Below are 14567 nucleotides of genomic sequence, written 5' to 3' on the forward strand. Positions count from 1 at the left end.
GCCCCCGCTGAAACCACAGGGGATGATTGAAACATGGGTCAATTCTCAGTGATATTTTCCCGCAATCCCGGGTCAGCTCTCAGTGCAAATCAACAGCAGTCATCGGCGTCGCATCCGGCGGCACGACCTTCGGCACCGGCTACGAGCAGGCCCGAGGTGCGGTCGAAGGCAACGCCCTGCCCATGCTGTTTTTTGTGGAGAAGCTTGCGGCCAGCTTCCTGTCGATGTTGTCAGGCATTCCGGGCGGCATCTTCGCGCCGTCGCTTGCCGTCGGCGCCGGTTTCGGCAGCACGGTCGGCTCTCTGCTCGGCACCAGCATTGCGCTCGCCGCGATCCTGGGCATGGCAGGCTATTTCGCGGGCGTGGTGCAGGCGCCGATGACGGCCTTCGTCATCATTCTCGAAATGACAGGCGACCACCAGGCCGTCATCCCGATCATGGCGGTCTCGATGATCGGCTACGTGACCTCTCGTATCCTTTCACGCGAGCCGCTTTACCACGGTCTGTCACGGGTCTTCATCGCAGCGGCGATCCGGGCGCGCCGTGCCGCGGAAAAGCCGGACTTAACTCGAACCTGACACAGACGATCCACGCCCATGCGCGACTATCTCACTGACCGGTATTCTACTCGCCGCGAGCATGACGGCTCCTGGACAATCTTCGATCTGTTCACCGGGCTCACCGCGGAGTATCAAGGACGTCCGACAATCCTGATGGACGATGACGGATCGAAGTCCCTGTGCATCGTCATGAATGCCCTCGACAAGCAACGACGGCGACAGACCTCGAAATAGTGCTCGCAGTGGATTAGGAGCGACGCAGGCCATATGGAGGAGCACACCATAGCGACAGTGAAACGAGACGCATGGTGTTCCTGCGGCCAGCTTTCTATCACGTCCAACGGAGACCCGATCAAGATCTCCGCCTGCCACTGCCGGGAATGCCAGCGACGCACGGGCAGTGCATTCGGGGTGGCGGTCTTCTTCGATAGGGAAAAGGTATCAGCTTCCGGAACCTCGAATAGTTACACAAGAACTGGCGACAGCGGGAAATCGATCCAGTTCAGGTTCTGTCCTGACTGCGGGTCGACGGTTTTCTGGATGCCGGAGTTCCGGGAAGATCTCGTCGCGGTCGCACTGGGTTGTTTTAACGATCCGTCCTCCCTTGTTCCGACGCAAAGCGTCTACGAGGAAAGTCGAATGAGTTGGGTGGGGCTCGATCTGCGCGTTGGAGGCTGACACTCCAGCGAGCCTTAACCGATGCTTTCACCTGCCCAGCTTCCCGGCAGCACACACCGCTCGCGGGATTGTCACTTCCCCCACGTCCAAAAATAAGTTAATATCACAACATGATATTTTCCGCCGCAGCGTTAGGCCTGAAGGTCATTGGGTTTGTAAGCCCCGCCTTCCATCGTCGACCGGGCGCCCAAAGGACGGACGCCCGTGAGCTGGTGGCTGTGAGCCTTCTGCTTGACCAGTGGTGCATGCAATCGGCGGTCAACCGAAGCGATCCGATGGCTTACGCCACAATTGCAAGGATCGTGGCGCTCCGAAAGTCCGGCAAAACCATCGAAGAGGTGTGGTCCGAAATCGCTTCGGACGCTGCGAGGGGCGCCGAAAACAGCGACAAGGGGGAATGAATGCATAGATTAGACCTGGTGGATAGGCGAACCGCATCGTCTTATCCGGGGCACGTCATAGTCGTCGCGGGCGACGATGTCAGGACAACCGGCGAACTCGCAATCAGAGGCCAACCTCATCAAGGCGAAGCCGAACCACTCGAAGCTGCAATCCATCACGCCCTCCTGGTACGGCAGCGAGACGGGTTGCCGGTTGCGGTGCAAGACGATCTGGGACTGTGGCCTTCAAGGCTCGGAGAACTTGTTCCCTGGACGCCTTAGCAATGTAGGCGGTGCCGCTCAAAACGGACCGGCTTGCGAGATGACGCCCGTCAGTGAACCGTCGCCGAGAGGCGCGCTCGTCGTGCTCGACTGCGTAATAGCACGATCGGTCGATGGCGCTCGACAGTAGCAGGAAATATCATGTCTCGCTCTCAAGTTCCAACCTCCCTTGCTCCGCCACTCAACTGTATTTACCGTCAGCGGTGATTTTTGCAGCAGCGGCCCGCAGCCTCTCCATGTCGGCCTCAACCTGCATCACCCTCCCCGCACGATCGAGCGCCTCCTTCGAATGGCGTACGGCGTTTGCATGAAACTCCGGGCCCAGCGTTGAAAGAGTTGCTAAAGTCTTCTGGAGTCGAAGCCCGACCTCGACGAGGCCGGCGCCGTCGCGGGCAATCGGCGTGAACAGGTCGTCGAACAGGTCGGCTGCCTCAAGTGTCGCGACATGGAGCCGGGGATAGGGGATTTCGTCAGGCTCTTCGCTGCCCGAGTCATGCCAGCAGAAAAGAATTCGCATCGCGCGGGAGATCACGTCGATGGCGGTTCCCGGATCGTTGACAGCAGGAGACAGGGCGCGCGATGCGATCTCAGTCAATACCGACGCTCCGAACCGCGGGTCCTGATCGAAGGAGCGGACGTCGCCGATCGAAAAGCAGGCCGCGGCCCGATTGAGAACGTCCTCGCCAACAGCTCCACGCAGCCATCCGAGCGGTCCGGCGGGCGAGGCCAGCTTGCCAGGTATCGCCACGATCACCAGATCGCAATCCTTCTCCTCGACAATTTTCGCCAATGCCGACGCGTCGACATGCTGCACGTAGCCGATCTCGTCTGAGAAAAACGGCGTATCGGCGGTCCTGGGCGCGAGGCTGTCTCGGTCGAGCGCCTTCCCGCCGAAGTTCGGGGATTTCCGCCAGGCTTTGACGGCGTCGAGCGTCGCCTCCTCCACACGGCGCGTCGTCTCTGTCACCCGTCCTAGCCGGGACAGGTGGTCGATCCAACTCAAAAGCGTCACCACGATGAGCACGATGACGCCGATCGTAACGACGAAGAGCACCAGCCGCCCCTGCTCGCCATAGGCCCCCGTCGTCAGGGCGACGATGCCGACAAGACTGAACAGAAACGAGCCGACGAAAGTCGCCAGCACGTTCTGCGTCGTGCTGTCCTCCATGACAAGACGGGTCGCGCGCGGCGTTACGTTGCTCGTTGCTGCAGAGTAAGCCGAGACCATCGTGCTGAGCGAGAAGGTCGTGACGGTGAGCATGCTCGAAGCGATGATGCCGAGGATATTGTCGACGGAGTCGGCGCCGATCTTCGTCGACAAGTCCGCCGGGATGTAGGGCGTAACGACGATCGCCAGCAGGGCGGTAGCAACCGCTGCGATGGAGAACAGGGTCGCCCTGAACCAGATGCGCCGCGCCAGAACCGATATCGACCAAATCAAGCGCGAGCTCATGGCGTCCCCTTCTTCCGAGACAGGGTCAGATAGCTTCAGAAGATCGAAAGACAATCGCTCGGATACTTCGGGCCTGAAATTGAGCTGGAAAGAACCATTTCAGCGGCGCGGCGTTGCGCGGCGGCGCTTATCCAAGGCGTTTACGACGTCGCAGAGGCTATCGGCGACGCCCTTGTCCAACCCATCGAGAAAACGTCCGACATAATCTGCCGGCCAGCCGGTGAAGACGTCGGACACCGTCCAGGTGCCATCCCCTTCGACCCGTATGCCGAAACGATCGGTCTCGTATGGCTGTGTTCCAGACCTGCTCTTGCCAACCACGATGTAATTTTTTCTCGACGTCACGAAATAGGCACAGTCTTTTTGCCACCATCAGGAGAATATGGTCCGCGAGTGATCGTTCGACGCCGGTGCTTTGCACCGTCTCCCGCATCGGTCGCACTCGCAAACCGCTCTTCTGGCGTGGTTTGTCATTTATATCACATCATGACATTTTGGAAGGACTAATGAATGCCCCGATCGGGACGCCGGACTTCCGGCCTGGCTGACGAAGTCTATGAAGGACTTGCAGGCTTCCGGCTTGCCATGCGGCGGTTCCTGTCGTTCAGCGAGGCGGCGCTCGCCGAGGCTGGCGTGACCTCCCAACAGTATCAGGTTCTTCTTGTCGTCCGGACGGCGCCCGGCCGCCAGATCAAGCTTCGCGATCTCGCAGAACAGATGCTGATGCATCACCATGGCGCGGTGCAGCTCGTTGACCGCATGTGTTCGGCGGGTCTTGCGGAGCGGATACCCGCCGAGGACGACAAGCGAAGCGTGCTGATTGGCATGACGACGAAAGGAGAGAAGGTTCTTGAAGCTCTGGCGAAGGTCCATGTCGACGGCATGCTCAAGAATGAACCGCTTCTGGCCGAATCCCTCTCGCGACTGCGACAGGTGACCGAGCTCGCTTGACCGTGGTCACCATTTTTTGATTGTGGCGTGATTGACCTCCGCCCTCAACTTTGTATCATTCCGTGATATAAACCAGAGGAGAACAGCTATGGAAAATGGCGAAAGTGGCTGGTCGGGATACCGGCCTTCCAAGACTCTTTGGGGTTGGTCGATTGTTGGCGCTTCGGCGTTGACGATGGTGCTCGGCTTCACCTGGGGCGGCTGGACGACATCAGGCAGGGCGAACGTCATGACCGAGATTGCCGTCCGCAACGCCAAGGCGGATCTGGTCGCAAGCATCTGCGTCCATAACTTTGTTACTGCGAACGACGCTGAGCACAATCTTAAAGCGCTCCAGACAAAGTCCTCATGGCAGCGCGACGACTTCATCACCGAAGGTGGCTGGGCGAAGATCGCGGGGATCGACGGAACCGTCGCGAACGCGGCCGACGCTTGCGCCGACCAGCTCGTAAAAATGAAGGAACTGCCGCAGTCGGGAGGAGATGCGCCAGTCACCGACAGCTAGAGCTCAGGTCGGACGTGATGAGATGTCCGGTCCGCGCGAGGCCCGCCCGAAATGATTTCGGGCGGGCCACTTTTTTGAGAGAACGCCTACCTTTCGGCGACTATAGCCTCTTGCAGCACGAACAGTATATTCAATCCGGCTACGATGTCAGGAGCCTGCGGTGACCCTACGGTGTCGGCCGACACGAAGCAGAGCGCCTTGGCAGTTCGGGAACTTCAAGCACGAACTGGACCTGCTATTTTCGGGCAAGGGTAACCTCGTCGCCCGTCCTGGCGAACTCGCGATTCCCGATAACGAAGCAGCGTTCGGGATCGGTTGGCCCTGCTTCACTTGCAGCGAGCGACCCGCTCCAAAGCAGCCGTGACCCCTGACAGAGAATAGTCGTAGGTGGTGAGCGTTCCTCTTGCAGACGTCGCCTGCAAGGTCATCCGGCTCCCGGATCGAAGGGCGTCGATGAGGACAGGTTCCCGCGCGGCGTCGGCAACCCAGGCGGTATTGTCCTTTACGAACATCTTGAACGTCTTCTCGCCGACTGAAACCCGCACCGGCGAACCGGCCTGCACTGCGTAGCCGAAGATCGCCTCTGGCTCGTTGCCGCCGCCTTTCTCCGCTGGCGCGATCAGGAAGTAGTTTTTCCTGTGATCGACGTCGGAGGGTCTGGCTTCCTTGGGCACCGACAGCGCGTAGCAGACGGGCTTTCCATCTCTTTTGAAGGAGTAGACACCCCAGTCGCCTGTCTGGGAGACCATTTTCGCCGCAGCGTGGGCGGAAAGAGGGATCGACATTGCGACAAAGAGGCCGGCGAGCGTCTTCATTGTTTTCCTTTCCTCAAGTCAAATCAGGATTCGCGGCGAACCATCGATGGAGGGCTGCTCGCTCGCTTTCCACGCAGAAACCGGACCTCTTCGGAGGTGACGCTCCCATTCAGGATGACCCCTTCCCAGATCCTATTGCCGAGCTGGCAGGTGACCAGTAACCCGTCGCTCCCGACCGCGTCCGCGGTGGAAACTGAAACGAGGTTCTGCAGGCGATATCGCTGGAACTCCTTGGTGGAGAGGCCCAGGCGATCCGCTAGGATCTCATCACTCGGCAGATGCCGGGGTATGATTGGATCTGACACCAAGGCGGCAAGCTCCGGTCACAGCAATATCATGTCGTGATATAAATCAAAGAGCGCCAGCGGTTCAACCCCTTTTACCACAACTGGTTCCAATAACCCCCTGCGCACAGCGAGCACCGCGATTGCTAAGTCGGAAAGTCCTATTTAAACATCATGCCATGATGCTAATCATGTCAGGGCGATGCTTGCTCAGCGAGGGAATTCCGTTTTCCACCCGGCCTTTTGGAACCCGCGACTGGGACTTGCAGTTGATTCGAGATCGAAGAGCTTCGACTACTTCGCCGGAGCGTCGCCTCTTTCCCTTCCTCCATATACTCGAGAGCACAGCCTTTGACACACGCTCAACTGCGATCCGACGATCCTGAACTGGAGCACCAAAGCAGCAGCGGCTTGCCCGCGCTCGTGCTTGCCGCCTTGGGTGTCGTCTACGGCGACATCGGAACCAGCCCGCTTTACGCCTTCCGGGAAGCGTTGCATGCCACGGCAGGACAAGGCACGCACCACGACAACGTGCTTGGCATTCTCTCGCTGATCGTCTGGGCGCTGACGATCGTCGTAACCATCAAGTACGTCACCTTCGTGCTAAAGGCCGACAACCGTGGCGAAGGTGGAACGCTTTCCCTCATGACGCTGGCGCGCGAAAGCCTGCGTGGCCGGCCGGTCTGGGTTCTCGTGCTGGGGGTCGCCGGGGCGTCCCTCTTCCTGGGCGACGCGATCATAACACCGGCGATCTCGGTTCTCTCGGCGGTGGAAGGCATACAAGTCGTCGCTCCAGCACTCTCGTCGTGGATCGTTTCCATCACATTGACGATCATCGCGGTTCTGTTTTTCGTCCAACGATTTGGCACAGGTGGCGTGGCGGCCGTCTTCGGCCCGGTCATGGCCCTATGGTTCGTCGTCCTGGGCATCAGCGGCGCCATTCACATCCTGGACGAACCCGCGATCCTTTGGGCGGTGAACCCCGCGCATGCGCTGCGCTATGCAGCGAGCAACGTTGGAATAACTGTTACGGTTCTGGGCGCGGTCTTCCTCGCCGTCACGGGCGCGGAGGCCCTGTATGTCGATCTCGGTCACTTCGGCCGTAGACCGATCGTCACTGCGTGGTTTGTGCTCGTCTTTCCGTGTTTGCTTCTTAACTACTTCGGGCAAGGCGCGTTCGTGCTCGCCAATCCAGAGATGGCAGAACATCCTTTCTTCGGAATGCACCCCGACTGGGCAAAGGTGCCGATGGTCTGTCTTGCGACCGCAGCAACGGTCATTGCGAGCCAGGCAGTGATTTCGGGGGCCTATTCGCTTGTACGTCAGGCAATGCACCTCAATCTGCTGCCCCGCCTCCAAATCCTGCATACGTCGGAGACCCATTCCGGCCAGATCTTCATGCCGCAGGTGAACGCCTTCCTCTTCGTGTTCGTGGTCGCGCTCGTCCTCTACTTCCGCAGCTCAAGCGGCCTCTCCGCAGCCTATGGGATAGCCGTGACAGGCGAGATACTCATCACGTCGGTGCTTCTTTATGTCGTGATGCTGCGCATCTGGGGCTGGACGCCGGTGCGTGCCGCGGCGGTCACCGTGCCACTGTTCCTGATCGACGCCGGTTTCTTTGCGTCCAACGTCGCCAAGTTTGCGGACGGGGGCTGGGTGCCGGTAACTGTCGCCTGTACTATGGGACTGGTCATGCAGACCTGGATGTCGGGCCGTCGGCTTCTGACCGCTCGCACGAAGGCAGACGAAATACCGCTGGCATCGATCATCGACAGTCTGGCACGCAAGAAGCCGCCGACCGTTCCGGGAACGGCGATCTTTCTGACCAGCGATGTCGAGGGGGCTCCGACCGCACTGCTCCATAGTCTGAAACATTACAAGGTGCTGCACGAGCAGAACGTGATATTGAGCGTCGTCACGGCCACCACGCCCTTCGTCCCCGACGACGAGAAGATCTTCCTGGAAAGCTTCAATCCGCTGTTCAGCCGGCTGATTATCACTTTCGGCTTCATGGAGACGCCGAACATACCGAAAGCGCTCGTGCTCGTCAGGAAGCTGGGACTGAAATTCGACATCATGTCGACGTCGTTCTTCCTGTCCAGACGCACGATCCTTCCTTCGAGGAAGGGCGGCATGCCGTTCTGGCAGGATCGGCTGTTCATCGCCCTTGCCCAGAACGCTGGAAATGCGACAGACTATTTCAGCCTCCCGACCGGCCGGGTCGTCGAACTCGGCCTTCAAACGACGATCTGACGCCGTCGCACAGCTTTGTCGCCAACCTGAGAAAGCTCACATCCTTTGTCCGTGTTTGATCTTATTTCATTGCTGATGGTCCTGACGGCCGGCTTCTCTTGGATTAATAGGCGCTATCTTGGCCTGCCTCCTTCGATCGGCGTCCTCGTCATGGGACTGGCGGCTTCCACCGTGCTCGTGCTGCTGGAACTCGCCCTTCCGACTGTGGAGCTTTACGAACAGCTAGGCGACCTGGTCAGGAGGGTCGACTTCCAGACGACGGTCATGAACGGTATGTTGGCGTTCTTGCTTTTTGCCGGATCGCTTCATGTCGACTTCGCCGCTCTTCGTTCGCGCCTCGCGGTCGTGGGCGCGATGGCGGTCGCCGGCACGATGGTCTCGACCGCTATCGTCGGCGCCTGCGTCTGGGGACTAGCCCGAGCGACTGGGACCGACCTTCCTCTCGTATGGGCGCTCGTATTTGGCGCGCTCGTCAGCCCGACCGACCCTGTCGCTGTGCTGGCGACGCTCAAGGCGGCGAAGGTTCCGCCGGAGCTGGAAACGGACATGGCCGGCGAGTCCTTGTTCAACGACGGCGTCGGTGTCGTGCTGTTTACCGCCTTGCTGACAATTGCGTCCAACGGTGCAGGCGAGGAGATCGGCGCGGCGAAGGTTTCCGAGCTCTTTCTCGTGGAAGCCGTCGGCGGCGGCCTGCTGGGGCTGGTCTGCGGCTACGCGGGATATCGCGCCATGCGGGCGATCGACGACTTTCCCGTCGAAGTTCTTATCTCTATCGCGCTGGCGATGGGGTGCTATTCACTTGCGACAGCGCTCTATATGAGCGGACCAATCGCCGTCGTGGTTGCCGGGATTCTCGTCGGAACCGCGGCCCGAAGGATGCCCTGAGCGACACGACCCAGCGCTACCTGTTCGGCTTCTGGACCCTGGTCGATCAAATGCTCAATTCAATCCTCTTCCTGTTGATCGGCCTCGAAGTTGTCGTGCTTCGCTTCGATCCGACGTACCTTCCGGTTTCGCTCCTGGCGATCCCGGTTGCCGTCGGCGCGCGGTTCGTCGCCACGGGATCGGCGGTCGCAACACTCAAGCGCTGGTACAGTTTCCAGCGCGGCACGATCGCGGTGCTGGTCTGGGGTGGCCTGCGCGGAGGCATATCCATCGCGCTGGCACTTTCGCTTCCAGAGACTGAATGGAAGCCGCTCCTTCTTTCCGCAACCTATTGCGTGGTCGTCTTCTCGATACTTTTTCAGGGCCTTACGCTAGGGCGCCTGGCGAAGCACGTGCTGAAGCGGGACTAGGTGAACGGCTTGGCGACTTTCGACCTGGCGATCGCAGCCGAGCGAGTGGCGACTGTCTCCAAGCGCCCGCCGTGATAAGGCTGGCTAGGCAACTCCGGTAGGCCGCCCGCCCAGGGAACTTGCAGAACTCTTGATGGGCAAATCAATTATTGAAGACATTCGTTTGCCAGGCGCCGACGTCCCACGCAACGGTGGTGAAGACACCTGAAAAGTTGGCAGCGATTAAAACTTGACCAGTATTCGACCATCCAATACATCACGGGATGACATTTCTACGGACCCAATCGTGCAGAGAGATACTCGCATTGTTTTGGCGGCGGTTATTGGAACCGTGCTGGTCTGTGGCATCTGTTTCGTCTTTTGGATCTGGCACGAACCGTATCGTCTGAACTGGGACTTACCAGCGGAGACGCGCTCGAATGAATGAGCGCAGAATGCCGCAAATTTCGTCCGGTCAATCCTAGATTTCTCGATCGATTGGCGTCATGCGATGCCTGTATAGCGTTCATCACTACTCGAGCGGGCTGCTTATTGTCGCGAGCAGTTTTTTGGTGATCATCTCTTTCGCTACTCTTCTCGGCGTATGGTTAGGTCGCTCGGGCACGGCTGGCCAGTGAGGTAACGACGCATGAACCGCGAAACGGACTATGGCACGATCGGCATTGCCGCGATCCTTGGGACCGGTGTCCTCGTATGGATCGTGGCAATGACATTTTGAACGAGCGAGGCTTCCGTCTATCGTTCGGATTCCAAGCGCTGCAACACGTTCAAGACCTCCTTCGCCATAAGATGTGCCGCCACTAGGACTGCGGTCGAGAGCGGCCGTCCGTCGCGCGCATCGCGCGAAATCCTCAGGAGACCGATCAACTCGATCGGATTGTCTATGAAGCCGTCGAGAATCTCCTCTATCTCCTGCGGAAACGAAGGACCCATCCCGACGGCGAGCTGTCCCTTTTCATCGAGCACTCCCCGATCGATGAGTATGGTTTCGATCCGACCGACCCAAAGGCCTAGTTCGGCGCGCATGTCTTTCATCGGCCTACCCCCGCCCTTGTCAGCTCAGTCGAACAGCCGCAATCCCCCGGGGGGAATGCCACGACCGCCTTTTCGGAAGTCCTGGAGATAGGTCAGGACCTTGCCTATCATCGGCGGATGAACTGGCTTGGATATCACGCCCACGACGCCCGGAAGTCCAGCTTTAAGGACCTCGGGATTGCCCGTCACCATCACGACCGCCAACCCGAACTCGCTTGCCAGATAATGTCCAACTCTGGGACCCGTCGCACCGTCTCGAAGATTGACATCGACAAGCGCGATGTCGCTGAACGGGGCGAGCGCCCGAGCGGTCTCGAAACTATCGGCGACGCCGGACGTCTCGTAGCCGAAGCTCGTCACTATGTCGCGAAGATCGGCGGCCAGGATGGCGTCGTCCTCCACGATCAGTATTTTGTCGGCTGTCATCGCCCCTCCTTCTTTTGTTCAGCCTGCATTCAGGATTGACAATATGGTCGAACCGTTAAAGAATGTCATCACATGATACAAAAGGATGACATGATGACCAAGACGGCTTTGATTTCGATGCTATTCGCAGGCTACGTCGCCATCATGTTCGCCGTTGCGTCGATCCCCGGAGAAGCGCCCGGGGTCGTTTCACAAATGCAGACCCAGCACGCGGTCAATTGAGGCCGACGGGATGGACGTAAAGCTTTTTCTCACCGGAGCAGCCATCATGTGTGCGGGCATCTATGGCGGATCGGTTTATGTCCTGTTCTATCTGTGAGCCATCTTCATCATAACGTGATATAAATTTTGCGGATCGCGGAACCGCAAAGGCGCCTCTCCATTATCTCTTGATAACGGGAGTACGGAGATGCAGCCTACCCTCATCAGGCAGAACCATTCCTACGTCGCGCGTGGCGGATGCAATTGCAGATATGTCGCGAGGATCGATCGCGGGGTCGTCGACTACACCATGAGAGTCATCGGCGTTTCCTTTACCCGGTCGGAGACTTTGGATGAGTTCGCGCGATGGGCCTACGAAGATGCGGAACTTTTGATCCAACGTAAGTCGACCCGTAGCATGGGGACGTCATGATGCTCATGGCGACGCCGGTCAAGAAGGCTGTCATCTACCGCATGGTTATGAAGGATCACATCTGTCCGTTCGGTCTCAAGTCGCTCGACCTGCTGCAACGCGAAGGATACCAGGTCGAGGACCACTGGCTCAGGACCCGTGAAGAAACGGTTCGTTTCCAGGCCGACCAGGGCGTCGATACCACCCCGCAGACTTTCATCGACGGCAGACGCGTCGGTGGGTACGATGACCTTCGAGGTTTCTTCGGTGATCCTTTGCAAGATCCGGACGCCACTTCCTACGTGCCAGTCGTGGCAGTGTTTGCGATGACCGCGTTGATGGCGACGACCGCAGGCTACGCTGCCGGGACGCTGGTATCGTTTCGCACGGTCGAGTGGTTCGTCGCCTTCAGCATGTGCGTGTTGGCTGCGCTGAAGCTCCGCGACCTGGAGAGTTCACGAACATGTTCCTCGGCTACGACCTCCTGGCTCGGCGCTGGGTTCGCTATGCCTATCTCTGCTCCTACGTTGTGCACGCTGCTCTGGCTGGCCTACCCCTTGCGTCGGCAAACTGAGCCAGACTAGTGCTTTCGTTGGTCGCCGTCGCGCGCCGCTTGCAGCAGGTTCTCGGCCTGACGGATTGCCTCGTCGATGCGTTCGACCACCCTGCCATGCACCGGGTTTTTCTCGGCAATCGGTCGCGCAGACCTCAAATACTGAAGAATGAGTTCCAATCGTTCCTGCATGTCATCTCCATGCGAATGGAAACCGGATTGGAGCGTAGCATTTCGGTGCATTACATTGACCCTATGCTTTCGAGGGTGCCGCCAGTATCATGCACACCCAATTGGGCAGTCAAAAAACGAATCGCCTGCATAGTGGTCGCCGCCCTCACCTGCCCGGCCGCACCAGCGACCGCGCGATGTCGATGATGTCGTCACGCGACGCGGTCGGATCTTCCCGGTTCCAGGCAACACCGAGCCCGATCTTGAAGTCGACACCCCTCACCTTCTTCAGCTCAAAGCCGCGGTTCGGCAGATCCTGCGTCCATTCCGGCACGAAGCCGATCCCAAGACCGGCTGAGACCAGCGACACCAGCGAGAAGGTGTCGTCGCAGGTGTAGGTAACATTGTCGGTCAGATCGTGCTCTTCGAACTTCTCGGCGAAATACTGTTCGCTGTAGGAACGGTTCTGGCGGGAAAATGAGATTATCTTCTCCCCTCTCAGATCCTCAAGATCGATCTCGCTCTTCAACGACAGCGCGCTCTCCTTGGCCACTGCCAGCAGATAGCGCTCATGGGCAATCGAGAAGAAGCGCAGCGAGCCGATATTCTCGACTGGCCGGATGAAGCCGAGATTGATGCGGCCTGCCTCGATATGTCGAATGATGTCATCGGTGGTGCCGCTTTCGATATGCATGCGGATATCGGGATACTTCCTGCCGATGCGCGACAGAAAGGATGGCAGCACGCCGATCGTTGCCGGATAGACCGTGCCGATCGCAATCTTGCGCGTCATCTTGCCGGCGATCGATCGCACGATCTCCTTCGACAGTTCCAGCTCGCTGATCATCCTGACCGAGCGCTCGTAGAAGGAGGCCCCTGCCCGCGTCAGCTCCACCCGCCTGGTCGTTCGAAGCAACAGCTGCACTCCAAGCTCCTTCTCGAGCGCCAGGATCGCATCCGACAGGCCTGACTGGGTGATGTTCACCTTGGCTGCCGCACGACCGAAATGCAGCTCTTCGGCCACCGCGACGAAGTAGGATAGCTGGCGTAGTTCCATGCAATTCACTCCGACGGTGGCTAAAGGCATAGATCAACAAACCGGACGCAATACGCCCAGTGAGCCACGCGATCATTGATGGAATCACGAATACAGTGTATCTATAACAATACAGGCGATACGTCAATACCCTGTATCGAAATAAATATGAGGTCTTCGTGAATCCTGCTCAAGCCAGAGCTGCGCGTGCGATGCTAAAGCTTGGCGTCCGGGAAGTCGCCGAGTTAGCGAAGGTAACCGCCAATACGGTGAGCCGCGTCGAGCAGGACGACATGGGGCCGCGCGGTCCACAGCCAGTGACGATCGAGGCCATTAAACGAGTCTATCAAGAGCGCGGCATCATATTTCTCGATGAGGGAGCGTCTCCTGACGGCGGCAGAGGGGTACGCCTCGAAAAGTAGGCTCTCGATTGTAGGGATGGCCCCTTGAAGAGATGTGAGCCGGAAACCCGCTAATCTTCTCTGATATTCGGACGCATCAGTTCGCGCGCTTATTGGGGCGCACAACGACATATTACCAACCTAGGCTGTCCAATCCTCAACACGCAGACCGGGTACGCGGTCAAACTCGCGCCTGTTATTTGTCACGGTGATCAGTCCGCGAGAGCGTGCGAAATTGAGCTTATGCACAGCTGACCGTGATGGCGATTGAACGCATCTCGCACCTGCTGCGGCTTGTTCTTGATGGTGAAAATACAGATGTTGGTATCAAGCATGTATCTAAGCATTAGAATGATTCACGCTCTTGCCGGGCCGGCTGATCACGTTCACCCATAAAATCGGATGTCACCTCGGCTCCTTCGAACCAACTATCCCAGATTTCACCAGCAGGCGCTATGATCCGGGTGCGTCCAACCGCTACGATATCGACACGCTTAACATCATCAGGCAGTGCAACTGCTTTTGGCAACCGAATGGCTTGGCTACGATTGCTTTGAAATACCGCACCCTGTTCCATCAAATCCTTCTACGGAATATACGTCTGGCATATCCCGCAGAGTATCTTTCGGAATTGGATATGTCAATGGGATATACACAGAGATGACTACAGAGAGTGTGTCCCCTCTCGCCTTGATGCGATCTGAACTACCGGCCCGTGACCGAACTCAGGCAAGTGGTTGATAGAGTGCGTTTGGTGCAGAGGAGGTTTTACTTAGGGAAATATGGCAACTCAGGAATACTCCTGTGAACGACATCAACGTATGGCGATCAAGCTGCACATACCGGACCTGTCTCAATCAAATCGAGATCGGCGTA

General features: G+C 58.4%; 14 protein-coding genes and 4 pseudogenes. 9 read left to right on the top strand and 9 right to left on the bottom strand.

The annotated features are described in order from the left end of the window. Window positions 1-95 precede the first annotated feature (95 nt). From FHX06_RS27490 to FHX06_RS27500, 3 genes and pseudogenes are all read left to right on the top strand, one after another. Window positions 96-578: pseudogene (locus FHX06_RS27490) on the top strand (chloride channel protein); the annotation flags it as partial. Window positions 579-596: 18 nt separating this feature from the next. Continuing rightward, a complete protein-coding gene (locus FHX06_RS27495; RefSeq protein ID WP_183881486.1) occupies window positions 597-794 on the top strand; it encodes a hypothetical protein in 198 nt (65 codons plus the stop codon). A 57-nt stretch (window positions 795-851) separates the two neighbouring features. Continuing rightward, entirely contained in the window at window positions 852-1238 is a 387-nt protein-coding gene (locus tag FHX06_RS27500) for a GFA family protein (RefSeq protein WP_183881753.1), read from the top strand. An 843-nt stretch (window positions 1239-2081) separates the two neighbouring features. On the opposite strand, the gene FHX06_RS27505 is transcribed toward FHX06_RS27500, so the two are convergent. Together FHX06_RS27505 and FHX06_RS27510 are read right to left on the bottom strand one after the other, a co-directional pair. Further along, window positions 2082-3353: a DUF2254 domain-containing protein gene (locus FHX06_RS27505; RefSeq protein ID WP_183881488.1), complete on the bottom strand. Its 1272-nt coding sequence runs from the start codon at window positions 3351-3353 to the stop codon at window positions 2082-2084. Window positions 3354-3452: 99 nt separating this feature from the next. Then, the gene (locus tag FHX06_RS27510; protein ID WP_210300649.1) at window positions 3453-3698 is read right to left on the bottom strand and encodes a hypothetical protein; all 246 of its coding nucleotides are present in this window, start codon (window positions 3696-3698) and stop codon (window positions 3453-3455) included. A 165-nt stretch (window positions 3699-3863) separates the two neighbouring features. Between FHX06_RS27510 and FHX06_RS27515 the strand changes: the two genes are divergently transcribed. Both FHX06_RS27515 and FHX06_RS27520 read left to right on the top strand, forming a co-directional pair. Then, window positions 3864-4304 carry a MarR family winged helix-turn-helix transcriptional regulator gene (locus tag FHX06_RS27515; RefSeq protein WP_183881490.1) on the top strand — a complete coding sequence of 147 codons (441 nt, stop codon included), beginning with the start codon at window positions 3864-3866 and terminating at the stop codon, window positions 4302-4304. An 88-nt stretch (window positions 4305-4392) separates the two neighbouring features. Continuing rightward, on the top strand, window positions 4393-4809 hold the full coding sequence (locus tag FHX06_RS27520; RefSeq protein ID WP_183881492.1) for a hypothetical protein: 417 nt from the start codon (window positions 4393-4395) through the stop codon (window positions 4807-4809). A 326-nt stretch (window positions 4810-5135) separates the two neighbouring features. Here FHX06_RS27520 and FHX06_RS27525 read toward each other — a convergent pair whose 3' ends face one another. Next, the gene (locus FHX06_RS27525) at window positions 5136-5624 is read right to left on the bottom strand and encodes an invasion associated locus B family protein (RefSeq protein WP_183881494.1); all 489 of its coding nucleotides are present in this window, start codon (window positions 5622-5624) and stop codon (window positions 5136-5138) included. A 635-nt stretch (window positions 5625-6259) separates the two neighbouring features. Between FHX06_RS27525 and FHX06_RS27530 the strand changes: the two genes are divergently transcribed. Together FHX06_RS27530 and FHX06_RS27535 are read left to right on the top strand one after the other, a co-directional pair. Then, entirely contained in the window at window positions 6260-8161 is a 1902-nt protein-coding gene (locus FHX06_RS27530) for a potassium transporter Kup (RefSeq protein ID WP_183881496.1), read from the top strand. A 45-nt stretch (window positions 8162-8206) separates the two neighbouring features. Then, a pseudogene (locus tag FHX06_RS27535) lies at window positions 8207-9456 on the top strand (cation:proton antiporter). A gap of 735 nt (window positions 9457-10191) precedes the next feature. Here FHX06_RS27535 and FHX06_RS27540 read toward each other — a convergent pair. Both FHX06_RS27540 and FHX06_RS27545 read right to left on the bottom strand, forming a co-directional pair. Beyond that, window positions 10192-10491, bottom strand: coding sequence for a hypothetical protein (locus FHX06_RS27540; RefSeq protein WP_183881497.1), 300 nt, complete (start codon window positions 10489-10491; stop codon window positions 10192-10194). Between the two features lie 24 nt (window positions 10492-10515). Further along, window positions 10516-10917: a response regulator gene (locus FHX06_RS27545; protein WP_183881499.1), complete on the bottom strand. Its 402-nt coding sequence runs from the start codon at window positions 10915-10917 to the stop codon at window positions 10516-10518. A gap of 90 nt (window positions 10918-11007) precedes the next feature. Here FHX06_RS27545 and FHX06_RS36090 point away from each other — a divergent pair, with 90 nt between their 5' ends. Beyond that, window positions 11008-11139, top strand: coding sequence for a hypothetical protein (locus FHX06_RS36090; protein WP_281413453.1), 132 nt, complete (start codon window positions 11008-11010; stop codon window positions 11137-11139). A 417-nt stretch (window positions 11140-11556) separates the two neighbouring features. Continuing rightward, window positions 11557-12083 (top strand): annotated as a pseudogene (locus FHX06_RS27550) (glutaredoxin); the annotation flags it as partial. Window positions 12084-12110: 27 nt separating this feature from the next. On the opposite strand, the gene FHX06_RS27555 reads toward FHX06_RS27550, so the two are convergent. From FHX06_RS27555 to vapB, 4 genes and pseudogenes are all read right to left on the bottom strand, one after another. After that, entirely contained in the window at window positions 12111-12275 is a 165-nt protein-coding gene (locus FHX06_RS27555; RefSeq protein ID WP_183881503.1) for a hypothetical protein, read from the bottom strand. 145 nt (window positions 12276-12420) lie between these two features. Further along, window positions 12421-13311, bottom strand: coding sequence for a LysR family transcriptional regulator (locus FHX06_RS27560; protein ID WP_183881505.1), 891 nt, complete (start codon window positions 13309-13311; stop codon window positions 12421-12423). A gap of 521 nt (window positions 13312-13832) precedes the next feature. Continuing rightward, window positions 13833-14038, bottom strand: a pseudogene (locus tag FHX06_RS27565) (hypothetical protein). Continuing rightward, window positions 14038-14268: a type II toxin-antitoxin system VapB family antitoxin gene (gene vapB / locus FHX06_RS27570; RefSeq protein ID WP_183881507.1), complete on the bottom strand. Its 231-nt coding sequence runs from the start codon at window positions 14266-14268 to the stop codon at window positions 14038-14040. The pseudogene FHX06_RS27565 and the gene vapB overlap by 1 nt, the downstream one beginning before the upstream one ends. Between the last annotated feature and the right edge of the window lie 299 nt (window positions 14269-14567).

The sequence above is a fragment of the Rhizobium sp. BK512 genome, assembly GCF_014194915.1.
Lineage (GTDB): Bacteria > Pseudomonadota > Alphaproteobacteria > Rhizobiales > Rhizobiaceae > Rhizobium.

Bases quoted from the DNA above. Each gene is read 5' to 3' on its own strand.
- FHX06_RS27495 (WP_183881486.1), top strand. From the start codon at position 597: ATGCGCGACTATCTCACTGACCGGTATTCTACTCGCCGCGAGCATGAC.
- FHX06_RS27505 (WP_183881488.1), bottom strand. From the start codon at position 3,353: ATGAGCTCGCGCTTGATTTGGTCGATATCGGTTCTGGCGCGGCGCATC.
- FHX06_RS27515 (WP_183881490.1), top strand. From the start codon at position 3,864: ATGCCCCGATCGGGACGCCGGACTTCCGGCCTGGCTGACGAAGTCTAT.
- FHX06_RS27520 (WP_183881492.1), top strand. From the start codon at position 4,393: ATGGAAAATGGCGAAAGTGGCTGGTCGGGATACCGGCCTTCCAAGACT.
- FHX06_RS27525 (WP_183881494.1), bottom strand. From the start codon at position 5,624: ATGAAGACGCTCGCCGGCCTCTTTGTCGCAATGTCGATCCCTCTTTCC.
- FHX06_RS27540 (WP_183881497.1), bottom strand. From the start codon at position 10,491: ATGAAAGACATGCGCGCCGAACTAGGCCTTTGGGTCGGTCGGATCGAA.
- FHX06_RS27545 (WP_183881499.1), bottom strand. From the start codon at position 10,917: ATGACAGCCGACAAAATACTGATCGTGGAGGACGACGCCATCCTGGCC.
- FHX06_RS36090 (WP_281413453.1), top strand. From the start codon at position 11,008: ATGATGACCAAGACGGCTTTGATTTCGATGCTATTCGCAGGCTACGTC.
- FHX06_RS27555 (WP_183881503.1), bottom strand. From the start codon at position 12,275: ATGCAGGAACGATTGGAACTCATTCTTCAGTATTTGAGGTCTGCGCGA.
- FHX06_RS27560 (WP_183881505.1), bottom strand. From the start codon at position 13,311: ATGGAACTACGCCAGCTATCCTACTTCGTCGCGGTGGCCGAAGAGCTG.
- vapB (WP_183881507.1), bottom strand. From the start codon at position 14,268: ATGGAACAGGGTGCGGTATTTCAAAGCAATCGTAGCCAAGCCATTCGG.